The sequence below is a fragment of the Pseudokordiimonas caeni genome, from assembly GCF_026719705.1.
Classification (GTDB): domain Bacteria; phylum Pseudomonadota; class Alphaproteobacteria; order Sphingomonadales; family Kordiimonadaceae; genus Gimibacter; species Gimibacter caeni.
This window is the reverse complement of sequence record NZ_JAPPRR010000001.1, coordinates 823,898-836,841: the sequence shown is the minus strand read 5'-3', so window position 1 is coordinate 836,841 and position 12,944 is coordinate 823,898. Positions and strand designations below refer to the sequence as shown.

The following is a 12,944-nucleotide window of genomic DNA, read 5'->3' as shown; positions in this document are numbered from 1 at the left end:
TCTTAATGCGTTCCAGCCGGTGATTGCGCCATGAACCAGGTGATCGCGAGTGCGAGGCCGATGATCATGGCGAAGGCATAGTGATAAACGTAACCCGACTGCAGCTTGCGGGCGCGGGCAGCAATGGCCGCCACCGCCGAGGACACACCGTTCGGGCCGAAGCCGTCGATGGTCTGCTCGTCGCCGCGCTTCCAGAACACGCGGCCAAGCCAGAAGGCAGGGCGCACGAACAGGAAGTTATAAAGCTCGTCGAAATACCATTTGTTGAGGAGGAAGGCATAAAGCCCGTCCCACGTTTCCGCGACCTTGGCCGGGATGTCGGTGCGGCGCACATACATCTGGAAGGCCAGGAGGAAACCAAGGACCATCATCACGGTCGGCGCCCATTTGGCGGCACCCGACACGTGGTGGGCTTCATCCAGCACGTCGCCCGCGAAGGTGACAAGCGACCCGTTCCAGAAGGCTTCACGCTCGTGGCCGACGAAATACTCGGCGAACACAAAGCCGGCGGCAATCGCACCAACCGAGAGGACGGCGAGCGGGAACAGCATGATCCACGGGCTTTCATGCGCATGGTGCTGGGTTTCCTCGTCCGCACGGCATTCGCCGGTGAAGGTCATGAAAGCCAGACGCCAGCTGTAGAAGCTCGTCATGAAGGCGGCGGCAACACCCAGCACATAGGCGAAGCTCGAACCGAAGGAATGCGAGGCATAGGCAGCCTCAAGGATCATGTCCTTCGAATAGAAGCCTGCGGTGAAGGGGAAGCCCGTCAGCGCCAGCGTGCCGATCGTCATGAAGATGAAGGTCAGCGGGGCAAACTTGCGCACGCCACCCATTTTCCGCATGTCCTGCTCATGATGCATGGTGTGGATGACCGCACCGGCGCCAAGGAACAGGAGCGCCTTGAAGAAGGCGTGGGTGAAAAGGTGGAAGATGGCAGCGCCGTAGGCCGAAACGCCAAGCGCGAAGAACATGTAGCCGAGCTGCGAACAGGTCGAATAGGCGATCACGCGCTTGATATCGTTCTGCACAAGGCCAACCGTTGCTGCGAAGAAGGCAGTTGCTGCACCGACAACGGTAACAACAGCCAGTGCATCCGGGGCATACTGGAAGACCGGGCTGAAACGAGCCACAAGGAAGACACCAGCCGTCACCATGGTTGCGGCGTGGATGAGCGCCGACACGGGGGTCGGACCTTCCATCGCGTCCGGCAGCCAGGTGTGGAGGCCAAGCTGGGCTGACTTGCCCATGGCGCCCACAAAGAGCAGCAGGCAGATCACGGTCAGCGCATGGTATTCTTGGCCAAGGAAGACAAGCTTCGCTTCCTGATAGTTGCCAGCGTTCGCGAAGATATCGGCGAAGTTCACGGTGCCAAACAGCACGAACACGGCAAAGATACCGAGCGAGAAGCCGAAGTCGCCCACGCGGTTCACAACGAATGCCTTGATGGCGGCTGCGTTCGCGCTCGGCTTCTTGAACCAGAAACCAATGAGCAGATACGAGGCAAGGCCCACGCCTTCCCAGCCAAAGAACATCTGGACGAGGTTGTCGGCGGTGACGAGCATCAGCATCGCAAAGGTGAAAAGCGACAGGTAGCTGAAGAAGCGCGGCGTATCCGGGTCTTCATGCATATAGCCCATCGAATACCAGTGCACGAGCGCCGATACCGAGTTCACGACAACAAGCATCACAGCGGTGAGCGTGTCGATCCTGAAGGCCCAGTTAAACTCAAGCGTGCCCGAGGTCACCCACGAGAGCACATGGATGCTGTACTGGTTGTGACCGAACGCCACATCCACGAAGGCCATCCACGACAGCACAGCCGACACGCTGACAAGCGACGAGGTCAGGAGCTGGCTGGTGCGCTCCCCGATCTTGCGGCCCCAGAGGGCGGTGATCAGGAACCCGATCAGGGGCAGGAATACGATAAACTTGTACATCATGGTCCTTACCCCTTCATCTGGTTGATGTCTTCAACCGCGATGGAGCCGCGGTTACGGAAGTAGATCACCAGAATGGCGAGGCCGATTGCAGCCTCCGCCGCCGCCACGGTCAGGACGAACATGGCGAAGACCTGGCCGACGAGATCGCCGAGCGCGGTCGAGAAGGCGACGAGATTGATATTGACGGCGAGCAGCATCAGTTCGACCGACATCAGGATGATGATCACGTTCTTCCGGTTAAGGAAGATGCCGAACACCCCGAAGACGAACAGGATTGCAGCAACCGCCAGATAGTGTGCGAGCCCGATTTCCATGGCGCTTCTATCCCCTAGCCTTTCTTGCTGGCGGAGCCGATGCCCTCGCCCGATTTGACCTCGACCATCTCGTAAGCATCCTTCGGCTTGCGCGCGACCTGCTTGGAGATGTTCTGGCGCTTCACGCCGGCACGCTGACGGTGGGTCAGCACGATCGCACCGATCATGGCAACGAGAAGGATCAGGCCAGCGGTCTGGAAGATGAACAGATAATCCGTATAGAGGATCGCGCCCATCGCCTTCACGTTCTCGACCTGCTCTGCCGCCGGGATCGGCGCGGTCACATTGTCCGCCACCTTGTCGCCGAACTGCCATGCCATCACGAGCGTGACAAGTTCGGCCAGAAGGATGAGGCCGACAAGGCCGCCGATCGGGATATATTGCAGCGCGCCCTTCCTGAACTGGGCGAAATTGATGTCCAGCATCATCACCACAAAGAGGAAGAGGACGGCCACGGCCCCCACGTAAACGATCACCAGAAGCATCGCCAGGAACTCGGCGCCCATCAGGACGAAGAGGCCGGCGGCGCTGAAGAAGGTCAGGATCAGCCACAGTACCGAATGTACCGGGTTCCTGGCCGAGATCACCAGAAAGCCTGCCGCCACGGCGACGAAGGCAAACAGGTAAAAAGCCCCTGCGGTCAGTGTCATTGGTCTTTCTCCGGTCCTTCGGTCCGCATCAGCGATAGGGCGCGTCGAGCTTGAGGTTCATCGCGATTTCACGCTCCCACCGCTCGCCGTTCGCCAAGAGTTTGTCTTTGTTGTAGAGAAGTTCTTCCCGCGTTTCGGTCGCGAACTCGAAGTTCGGGCCTTCGACGATGGCATCCACCGGGCAGGCTTCCTGACAGAAGCCGCAATAGATGCATTTCACCATGTCGATGTCGTACCGCGTGGTGCGGCGCGAACCGTCTTCGCGCGGCTCGGCCTCGATGGTGATGGCCTGTGCCGGGCAGATCGCTTCGCAAAGCTTGCACGCGATGCAGCGCTCTTCACCGTTCGGATAACGGCGCAGGGCGTGCTCACCACGGAAACGGGGCGAAAGCGGGCCCTTCTCGTACGGATAGTTGATCGTCGCCTTGGGGCGGAAGAAGTATTTGATCGACAGCCAGAAGGCGCCGACGAATTCCTTCAGCAGCAGGCTTTTGGCGACTTGTGCAATTGCGGTCATCGTTCAAGTTGCCTTTCTTAACCTTGGCTCGGCAGCAGGTCGAAAGCGACCATGATACCGGCGTAGAAGACGACGAAAAACAGCGACAGCGGCAGGAAGACTTTCCAGCCAAGGCGCATCAGCTGATCGTAGCGGTAGCGCGGCACGAAAGCCTTCACCATCGCGAACATCCAGAAACCGAACGCGATCTTGGCCAGCATCCAGAAGATGCCGGGGATGAAGTCGAGCGCCGGGATCGGGGCTTCCCAGCCGCCGAAAAACAGCACGGCCATCACAGCCGACATCAGAAGGATGTTGGCATATTCCCCAAGGAAGAAGAGCGCGAAAGCCATCGAGCTATATTCAACCTGGTAACCGGCCACGAGTTCGGCTTCTGCCTCGGGCAGATCGAACGGCGGGCGGTTGGTTTCAGCCAGTGCCGAGATGAAGAAGATGATGAAGATCGGGAAGAACGGGATGAAATACCAGTTCCAGAAACCACCCGACTGCGCGTTCACAACGTCCGAAAGGTTCAGCGACCCCACAGCCATCAGCACGCAAACGAGCACAAAGCCGATCGACACCTCGTAAGACACCATCTGAGCCGCCGAGCGCAGACCACCAAGGAAGGCATAGCGGCTGTTCGACGCCCAGCCCGACATGATGATGCCGTACACGCCAAGCGACGAGATGGCGAGGATGTAAAGGATACCGACGTTCAGGTCCGAAATCATCATGCCCGCATCGAACGGGATCACCGCCCAGGCGATGAGCGCGAGCGTGAAGGTGATCATCGGCGCCATCAGGAAGATGAACTTGTTGGCGCCAGCCGGCACCACCGTTTCTTTGACGAAAAGCTTCAGACCATCCGCGAACGACTGCAGGAGGCCGAAGGGGCCAACCACGTTCGGGCCGCGGCGCATCTGCACGGCAGCCCAGATCTTGCGGTCGAAATAGACAGCAAAGGCAACCGAGATCAGCAGCGGCAGCACAATCGCGAGGATCGAAAGGACAATCGCGGTGAGATACAGAAGCGGCGATTCAACGCCGAACAGGGAATAGATCGCCTCAACCATGGGTTCCCGTCGCCTCCTCAGCGTTGCCTTCGCGTATTTCCACGCATTCGGCCATGATCTTGGACGCCCGGAGAACCGGGTTCGTCAGATAGAAATTCCCGATTGCCGGGCCGAAACCACCTTCGGCAACATCGCCCTCGGCGCCGAAATCGGCCCATTCAGCCGGTACGAGCGTATCGAGCGTGGCGGCCAGTGGCGCCAGCTTCACGAGCCGGGCGCGCAGTTCGCCAAGGTTGTTGTAGCCGAGCTTGACTTCAAGCACGTCAGCAAGCGCACGCAGGATCGTCCAGTCCTCGCGGGCGTCGCCCGGGGCAAAGACGGCTTTTGCAGTGCGCTGCACGCGGCCTTCGGTATTCACATAGGTGCCCGACTTCTCGGTATAGGCGGCCCCCGGCAGGATCACGTCGGCGTTCTTCACACCTTCGTCGCCGTGGGTGCCAAGATACACAACGAAGGTGTCCTTGAGGGCGCTGGTGTCGAACTCGTCAGCCCCAAGAAGGAAGACAACCTTCAGCTTGCCGGCTTCGGCGTCAGCCTTGATCGCCTCGATGCCGCCCTTGGCGGTGAGGCCAAGGTCAAGGCCGCCCACGCGGGCCGCAGCGGTGTGGAGGACGTTGAAGCCGTTCCAGCCTTCCTTGACGCAGTATTTTTCAGCGATGTCATGCGCGGCCTTCAGGACCTGTGCACCGTCAGCGCGGCGCAGTGCACCCTGACCGACGATGATCATCGGTTTGGCAGCAGCTTTCAGCGCTTTCGAGAGTTCGTGACGGCCGCCCAGAACTTTTTTCAGGAGCGTCGCATCGTCGCCGAATTCATCAACCTTGTAGGTCAGGTCTTCAGCCGAACCGATGTTTGCGACCTTCAGGCCGTTCTTGCGGGTTGCCTTGCGGATACGGGCATTGACGAGCGGTGCCTCGAAACGCGGGTTGGTGCCAACGAGCAGCAGGAAGTCCGCTTCCTCGATCCCGGCAATGCCCGTGTTCATGATGTAGGAGGCGCGAACACCTGCCTCAAGCGCGGTGCCGTCCTGACGGCATTCAATCCGCTTGGAGCCGAGGCCTCCCAGAAGGTCCTTCAGGGCAACCATCGATTCCATGTCGGCAAGATCACCGATCACGGCGGCGATTTCGCTACCCTTCACGTCTTTCAGCTTCTTCTTGATCGCGGCGAAGGCATCGCCCCACGCGGCTTCTTCAAGCGACTTGCCTTTCTTGACATACGGCGTGTCAAGGCGGCGCAGCTTCAGGCCGTCATAGGCGAAGCGGGTGGTGTCCGAAATCCATTCCTCGTTCACGTCTTCATGCAGACGCGGCAGGATGCGCATCACGGCGTTGCCGCGGGCATCCACACGGATGTTGGAGCCGACGGCATCCATCACATCCACGGATTCGGTCTTTTTCAGTTCCCAGCTGCGCGCGGTGAAGCTGTAGGGCTTCGAGGTCAGCGCGCCCACCGGGCAAAGGTCGATCACGTTGCCGGAAAGCTCGCTCTCGATCACCTTGTCCAGATAGGTGGTAATTTCGGTATGTTCGCCGCGCCACAGCGCGCCCATGTCTTCAACACCACCGACTTCCTCGGTGAAGCGAACGCAGCGCTGGCAGTGGATGCAACGGGTCATCGCCGTTTCAACGAGCGGGCCCATGTACTTGTCTTCCACGGCGCGCTTGTTCTCGTGGTAGCGGTTGCCGCTGCGACCGAAGGCCATGGCCTGGTCCTGCAGGTCGCACTCGCCGCCCTGATCGCAGATCGGGCAATCAAGCGGGTGGTTGATAAGCAGGAATTCCATCACGCCCTCGCGCGCTTTCTTCACGCGCTCGGTGTTCGTGTGGATCACCATGCCTTCGCCAACCGGCATCGCGCACGAAGCGATGGGCTTCGGCGAACGTTCCATGTCAACAAGGCACATCCGGCAGTTGCCGGCAATCGACAGGCGTTCGTGATAGCAGAAGCGCGGGATCTCGACCCCGACTTCCTCGCACGCCTGCAGCACGGTTGTGCCGGGTGCGACTTCGACTTCCTGTCCGTCAATCGTAAGCTTGGGCATCTGTTTCTCCTGGCCTCGAGGCTTCCCTCTCGGCCTTACTCCGCTGCCGCTTTGGCGTGATAGGCATCGATCCGCGCTTCCACTTCCCCGCGGAAGTGGCGCATCAGACCCTGGATCGGCCAAGCCGCCGCGTCGCCAAGCGCGCAGATGGTGTGGCCTTCGATTTGTTTCGAAACGTCAAGAAGCATATCGATTTCCGATTTCTCGGCTTCGCCCTTCACCAGACGTTCCATCACCCGCCACATCCAGCCGGTGCCTTCACGGCACGGCGTGCACTGGCCGCAGCTTTCGTGTTTGTAGAAGGCGGAAAGACGCGCAATCGCCTTCACCACGTCGGTGGATTTGTCCATGACGATCACCGCCGCCGTGCCAAGGCCCGACTGCACTTCACGAAGGCTGTCGAAATCCATCAGCACCGTGTCGCAGATCGACTTCGGCAGCAGGGGCACCGACGAACCGCCGGGAATGATGGCCAGCAGGTTATCCCAGCCGCCACGCACACCGCCGGCATGCTTCTCGATCAGTTCCTTGAGCGGAATGCCCATCTCTTCTTCCACGTTGCAGGGCTTGTTCACATGCCCTGAAATGCAGAAGACCTTGGTACCGGTGTTGTTCGGACGGCCAAGGCCGGAGAACCAGCTGGCGCCCCGGCGCAGGATGGTCGGCGCAACGGCGATCGATTCCACGTTGTTCACGGTGGTCGGGCAGCCCCACACACCGACGTTCGCGGGGAACGGCGGCTTCAGGCGCGGCTGGCCCTTCTTGCCTTCAAGGCTTTCGATGAGCGCGGTTTCCTCGCCGCAGATATAGGCCCCTGCCCCGCGGTGGACGAACACATCGAAATCATAGCCCGAACCGCAGGCATTCTTGCCAAGGAAGCCCTTGGCACGCGCCTCTTCGATCGCGGCATCCAGCACTTCGGCCTCACGGACGAATTCACCGCGGATATAGATATAGGCCGCAACGGCATTCATGGCGAAACCGGCGATCAGGCAGCCCTCGATCAGCTTGTGCGGATCGTGGCGCATCAGGTCGCGGTCTTTGCAGGTGCCGGGCTCACCCTCATCGGCATTGACCACGAGATAGCTCGGGCGGCCGTCCGATTGCTTGGGCATGAAGGACCATTTGAGGCCAGTCGGGAAGCCTGCGCCACCACGGCCGCGAAGGCCGGAAGCCTTCATCTCTTCGATGATCCATTCGCGCCCCTTGGCGAGAATGTCTTTCGTACCATCCCAGTCACCGCGCTTCATGGCGGCCTTCAGGCGCCAGTCCTGATGGCCGTAGAGGTTGGTGAAGATGCGGTCTTTATCCTGAAGCATCATGTTCCCCTTACGCCTTCGCGATGAAATCTTTGAGCGTCGTGGCGCCGCCCTCGGGCGCGCTCGTCTGACGACCGTTTTGCGGACCCGGCTTCACGTCCTCGCCCTTGGCGAGCGCATCGAGAAGTGCCGTCATGCTTTCGGGCGTCAGGTCTTCGTAATAATCGTCGCCGATGGCCACGACCGGCGCATTGACGCACGCGCCCGCACACTCGACTTCCGAAAGCGTGAACATGCCGTCTGCCGTTGTCCCGCCCATTTCAACGCCGAGGCGCTTCTTGCAGGCCGAAACGATGCCGTCCGAACCACGGAGCCAGCACGGCGTGGTGGTGCAGACCTGCACATGATGTTTACCCACGGGCTTGTGGTTATACATCGTGTAGAAGGTGGCAACTTCCATAACGCGGATCGCGGGCATGCCGAGATAATCGGCAATGAATTCCATGATCTCTTGCGTGACATGGCCATTGTTCTGCTTTTGCGCCAGATGCAGAAGCGGCATCACGGCGCTTTGCTGCTTGCCGGACGGATACTTGGCGATATGACGCTGCGCTTCGGCCTCGTTTTCCGCCGTCCAGGCGAAGGCCACGGTTTCGCTTGCCGTGCTCATCTGTCCACCTCACCAAACACAATATCCATCGCGCCGAGTACGGCCGGCGCATCGGCCAGCATGTGGCCCTTCAGCATGAAATCCATCGCCTGCAGATGCACGAATCCGGGTGCCCGGATCTTGCAGCGATACGGCTTGTTCGAGCCGTCGGAAACCAGATACACGCCAAATTCACCCTTCGGCGCTTCAACCGCGGCATAAACCTCCCCCTCGGGGACGCGGATGCCTTCAGTGTAAAGCTTGAAGTGGTGGATAAGCGCTTCCATCGACACTTTCATATCGGCCCGACGCGGCGGGGCGATCTTGTTGTCAATGGAAAGAACCGGGCCACCCGGCATGTCGTTCAGGCACTGACGGATGATCTTCAGCGATTCGTAAATCTCGCCGATCCGCAGCATGAAGCGGTCATAGCAGTCGCCGTTCTTGCCGACAGCCACCTTGAAATCCATCTTGTCATAGACTTCATAGGGCTGCGATTTGCGAAGGTCCCAGGCAACGCCCGAGCCGCGCAGCATCGGGCCAGAGAAGCCCCATGCGAACGCGTCTTCAGCGCTGACCACGCCGATATCGACGTTACGCTGCTTGAAGATACGGTTGTCGATCAGGAGCGCTTCCATGTCGGCGAGAACCGCCGGGAAGGTTTCTGTCCAGGCCATGATGTCTTCCGCGAGCCCTGCCGGCATGTCCTGATGGACACCGCCCGGGCGGAAGTAAGCGGCGTGCAGGCGTGCACCCGAAATCCGCTCGTAGAAGACCATCAGCTTCTCGCGCTCTTCAAAACCCCAGAGAATCGGGGTCAGCGCGCCAACGTCCATCGCGTGGGTCGTCAGGTTCAGCAGGTGATTGAGCACCCGGCCGATTTCCGAGAAGAGAACGCGGATATACTGGCCGCGCAGGGGCACTTCAGCGCCCATCAGCTTCTCGATGGCGAGAACGAAGGCATGCTCCTGATTCATCGGCGCCACATAGTCGAGGCGATCGAAATAGGGCATGGCCTGCAGATACTGCTTGTACTCGATCAGCTTCTCGGTGCCGCGGTGCAGAAGGCCGATATGGGGGTCAACCCGCTCCACAACCTCGCCGTCCAGCTCCATCACCATGCGAAGCACGCCGTGGGCCGCAGGGTGCTGCGGACCGAAGTTCAGGCAATAATTTTTGATATCGACTTCAGCCATTACTTGGACTCCGCCTTTTCGTCACCGGGCAGCACATACTGGGCGCTTTCCCACGGGCTCATGAAATCGAAGGTGCGGAATTCCTGTGCGAGCTTGACGGGTTCGTAAACCACGCGCTTCTCTTCCTCGGAATAGCGGACCTCGACATAGCCGGTGAGCGGGAAATCCTTCCGGAGAGGATGGCCCGAGAAACCATAGTCGGTCAGCATGCGCCTGAGGTCCGGGTGATCGGCAAAGAAGATGCCGTACATGTCCCATGCCTCGCGCTCGAACCAGCCGGCAGCCGGGAAAATCTCGGTCGCGGTCGGCACCGGCGTATCGGCATCGGTTTCCACCTTCACGCGGATGCGCTGGTTCAGATGAACCGACAGCAGGTGATAAACGACATCGAAGCGCTTCACGCGCTCCGGATAGTCAGCCCCGCAAAGGTCGACAAGCTGCTTGAACAGGCAATCGCCGTCATCACGCAGGAAGGTTAGCACCTTCTGGATATGGTCGGCGCGCGCCGTCACGGTCAGTTCGCCAAAGGCAACCGAAACCGCGATCACCTCGTTCGGCAGGCGCCCGGCGATATGATCCCCAAGATCCATCAATACTTTGTCAGTCATGCGCTTACGCGCTCCCTTGGATTCGGGCGGAGTGTCGGCCTCCGCGGGTCATGGAAAGCCGGGCGCGCGCCGCCCGGCCGCCCCGATTTAACGAACGATGGTCCCGGTGCGGCGAATCTTGCGCTGCAACTGCAGGATGCCATAGATCAACGCTTCCGCCGTCGGCGGGCAGCCCGGAACGTAAATATCGACGGGCACGATGCGGTCGCAGCCGCGCACCACCGAGTAGGAATAGTGATAATAGCCGCCGCCGTTCGCGCAGCTGCCCATCGAGATCACATAGCGCGGCTCGGGCATCTGGTCGTAAACCTTGCGCAGTGCCGGCGCCATCTTGTTCGTGAGCGTACCGGCCACGATCATCACGTCCGACTGGCGCGGGCTGCCACGCGGGGCAACGCCGAAGCGCTCAAGGTCGTAGCGCGGCATGGAGGAATGCATCATCTCGACCGCGCAGCAGGCGAGGCCGAAGGTCATCCACCAGAGCGACCCGGTGCGCGCCCAGTTGACCAGCTCTTCCAGAGACGTGACGACAAAGCCCTTGTCGGTCAGTTCCTCGTTCAGATTCTGGAAATAGGCATTGTCCGCCGGGGTCTCAGCCCCTGTGGCCGCTGCCTTGGAAGAGACTTCTACTCCCATTCGAGCGCCCCTTTCTTCCATTCATAAATGAAGCCGATGGTGAGGACACCAAGGAAGGCCATCATCGACCAGAAACCGAAGACGCCGATCTTGCCGAGGGTCACGGCCCACGGGAACAGGAAGGCGACCTCGAGGTCGAAGATGATGAAGAGGATCGCCACCAGATAGAAGCGGACATCGAACTGGTGCCGTGCATCCTCGAACGCTTCGAAACCGCATTCGTAGGCCGACAGCTTTTCGCTGTCGGGATTCTGCCGGGCGATGAGCCAGGCGGCAGCCACGAATACCACGGACAGACCGATGGCGATTCCAAGGAAAATAAGGATCGGCAGATACTGCATGAGCAACGATTGCATGAAGGTGCCTTCTTTCGTTAGCCCGGATTGACTAGCGCCCTTTTATCGACCAAGTGTGCCGCCGTAAAGACAGAATTTGGCCATATTGGGTCGTGGCGGCAGTATAACGAGGGGCATAAGGCATGAAAAGGGTTGAGCTTTAAGAACGACTCTCAACTGGGCGCGTTAAGTGCCTGTCACTTCATGCGAAAACATGTCGGAAAAACAAAAACGCGCCTGCCGGAGCAAAGCGCGTTTTTCTTGGACCAAACTGGCGCGAGTGACGGGGCTCGAACCCGCGACCTCCGGCGTGACAGGCCGGCACTCTAACCAACTGAGCTACACCCGCATCGTTTGGTGGGGCAGTGTTTAGGGCCACCGCCTGCCCTTGTCAATCAGTCTCGTTCATTTTTTTTTGGTACTCGCCGCCACCGGCCCGGCGGCAGGGCTTTCCGCCGCGTCAGCCTCATCGGCCCCGTGTCTCGCCATGACGGAAGAGACGGCAAGATCAGCCGTCACATTGCCGATGGTGCGGAAGATATCGGGTATCGTTTCGATGGCGATATAGATGGCGAGAATTTCGTAAGGCACGCCAAGCACGATAAAGATCGGCGGAATGGTGACGAAGAAATTGATCTGCGCCGGCACGCTGCCCGCCGTGAAATTCATGATGGCGCCCACGAACACGACCGCCACAACCGCACTGATGCTAAGGTCGATGCCATAAAGATAGGCCGTGAAGATGGCCATGGCGATATTCATGCCCGAACTGGTCATGCGGAAGAGCGTGACAGCGAGCGGCAGCACAACGCCGCCGACCTTGACCGGCACCCCGAGATTCTCCCGGCTGCTGTCGAGCATGGCCGGCAGGCAGGCGAGCGATGACTGGGTACTCGCCGCCACGACCTGCACCGGCAGCGCGGCGCGGGCGAAGCGGGCGAACGCCACACCACCCCCGAAACGCGCCACCAGATACATGGAGACGCCGATCGTCGCTCCGACCATCGAGACCAGGAAGACATAATAAAGAAGGGCACCGGCTAGCGCTGCTGTTGCCTGCGTGCCAAGCCCGAAGGCCAGCGCAAACACACCAAGGGGCCCAAGCCAGATGATCCCCTTCACCACCAGCATCAACGCGTTGCCGATAGCTTCGAAGAAATCGAGAATCAGCCGGCGCTGCGCTGCTGGCAACTGCACCACGGCGAAACCGAAGATCAGGGCAAAGACGATCAATTGAAGGATCGCCCCGTTCGCCGCAGCTTCAAAAAGGTTCGATGGCACCAGCGACACAAGGAATTCGCCAAGCCCCGGCACTGGCATCGCCTCGACCGGAGTTGCCACAACAGCCCTGAGGGCAGATGCAGCGGCCGGATCAATCGGCCATATTTCCAGCATCGCAGGCGCGAGCGTGACGCCGACGAAGCCCGAAAACAGCAACAGGATGAAGAAAGTGCCGATAAGACGCGGCATCATGCCGCTGCCCTTCGCCCGTTCGCCAGCCTGCCCCACGCCTGTCACAATGAGGGCGATGATGAGCGGCAGGATCACCATCTTGAGTGCGGCAAGCCAGAGGGTGCCGACGGGAACCGTGACGGCAAGCAGCGTTTCCTGATACACCGGCCACCATGCAGCCGTGCCGAATCCGAAGCCTGCCCCCAATAGCAGCGCCAGCAATATCCTGTTGGCCAGTGACATGCGCCCTCCCCTTCAAATCATCGTCACACGATGGCACGGGCGG

General features: G+C 60.1%; 13 protein-coding genes and 1 tRNA gene. All 14 read right to left on the bottom strand.

Features of this window, described 5'->3' with window-relative positions:
• Positions 1-2: 2 nt before the first annotated feature.
• Positions 3-1,943, bottom strand: a complete 1,941-nt coding sequence (gene nuoL, locus OU694_RS03785; RefSeq protein WP_308909642.1) for an NADH-quinone oxidoreductase subunit L — start codon at positions 1,941-1,943, stop codon at positions 3-5.
• A gap of 5 nt (positions 1,944-1,948) precedes the next feature.
• Positions 1,949-2,257, bottom strand: coding sequence for an NADH-quinone oxidoreductase subunit NuoK (nuoK, locus tag OU694_RS03780; protein ID WP_289501862.1), 309 nt, complete (start codon positions 2,255-2,257; stop codon positions 1,949-1,951).
• Between the two features lie 14 nt (positions 2,258-2,271).
• Positions 2,272-2,907, bottom strand: coding sequence for an NADH-quinone oxidoreductase subunit J (locus tag OU694_RS03775; RefSeq protein ID WP_289501861.1), 636 nt, complete (start codon positions 2,905-2,907; stop codon positions 2,272-2,274).
• 28 nt (positions 2,908-2,935) lie between these two features.
• A complete protein-coding gene (nuoI, locus tag OU694_RS03770; protein WP_289501859.1) occupies positions 2,936-3,424 on the bottom strand; it encodes an NADH-quinone oxidoreductase subunit NuoI in 489 nt (162 codons plus the stop codon).
• A gap of 17 nt (positions 3,425-3,441) precedes the next feature.
• A complete protein-coding gene (gene nuoH, locus OU694_RS03765; protein ID WP_308909641.1) occupies positions 3,442-4,479 on the bottom strand; it encodes an NADH-quinone oxidoreductase subunit NuoH in 1,038 nt (345 codons plus the stop codon).
• Positions 4,472-6,523, bottom strand: coding sequence for an NADH-quinone oxidoreductase subunit NuoG (gene nuoG, locus OU694_RS03760; RefSeq protein WP_308909640.1), 2,052 nt, complete (start codon positions 6,521-6,523; stop codon positions 4,472-4,474). The genes nuoH and nuoG overlap by 8 nt, the downstream gene beginning before the upstream one ends.
• A gap of 35 nt (positions 6,524-6,558) precedes the next feature.
• On the bottom strand, positions 6,559-7,842 hold the full coding sequence (gene nuoF / locus OU694_RS03755; protein WP_373460244.1) for an NADH-quinone oxidoreductase subunit NuoF: 1,284 nt from the start codon (positions 7,840-7,842) through the stop codon (positions 6,559-6,561).
• A 10-nt stretch (positions 7,843-7,852) separates the two neighbouring features.
• Positions 7,853-8,452, bottom strand: a complete 600-nt coding sequence (gene nuoE / locus OU694_RS03750; RefSeq protein ID WP_308909638.1) for an NADH-quinone oxidoreductase subunit NuoE — start codon at positions 8,450-8,452, stop codon at positions 7,853-7,855.
• Positions 8,449-9,627, bottom strand: a complete 1,179-nt coding sequence (locus OU694_RS03745) for an NADH-quinone oxidoreductase subunit D (protein ID WP_308909637.1) — start codon at positions 9,625-9,627, stop codon at positions 8,449-8,451. Before OU694_RS03745 ends, nuoE begins: the two co-directional genes overlap by 4 nt.
• A complete protein-coding gene (locus OU694_RS03740) occupies positions 9,627-10,235 on the bottom strand; it encodes an NADH-quinone oxidoreductase subunit C (protein WP_308909636.1) in 609 nt (202 codons plus the stop codon). The genes OU694_RS03745 and OU694_RS03740 overlap by 1 nt, the downstream gene beginning before the upstream one ends.
• Positions 10,236-10,322: 87 nt before the next feature.
• Positions 10,323-10,871 (bottom strand): NuoB/complex I 20 kDa subunit family protein, encoded by a 549-nt coding sequence (locus OU694_RS03735; protein ID WP_308909635.1) that lies wholly within the window; start codon positions 10,869-10,871, stop codon positions 10,323-10,325.
• The gene (locus OU694_RS03730) at positions 10,862-11,227 is read right to left on the bottom strand and encodes an NADH-quinone oxidoreductase subunit A (RefSeq protein WP_308909634.1); all 366 of its coding nucleotides are present in this window, start codon (positions 11,225-11,227) and stop codon (positions 10,862-10,864) included. Before OU694_RS03730 ends, OU694_RS03735 begins: the two co-directional genes overlap by 10 nt.
• A 251-nt stretch (positions 11,228-11,478) precedes the next feature.
• Positions 11,479-11,555: transfer RNA gene (locus OU694_RS03725), tRNA-Asp, on the bottom strand.
• A 56-nt stretch (positions 11,556-11,611) separates the two neighbouring features.
• The gene (locus OU694_RS03720) at positions 11,612-12,901 is read right to left on the bottom strand and encodes a dicarboxylate/amino acid:cation symporter (protein ID WP_308909633.1); all 1,290 of its coding nucleotides are present in this window, start codon (positions 12,899-12,901) and stop codon (positions 11,612-11,614) included.
• Positions 12,902-12,944 lie beyond the last annotated feature (43 nt).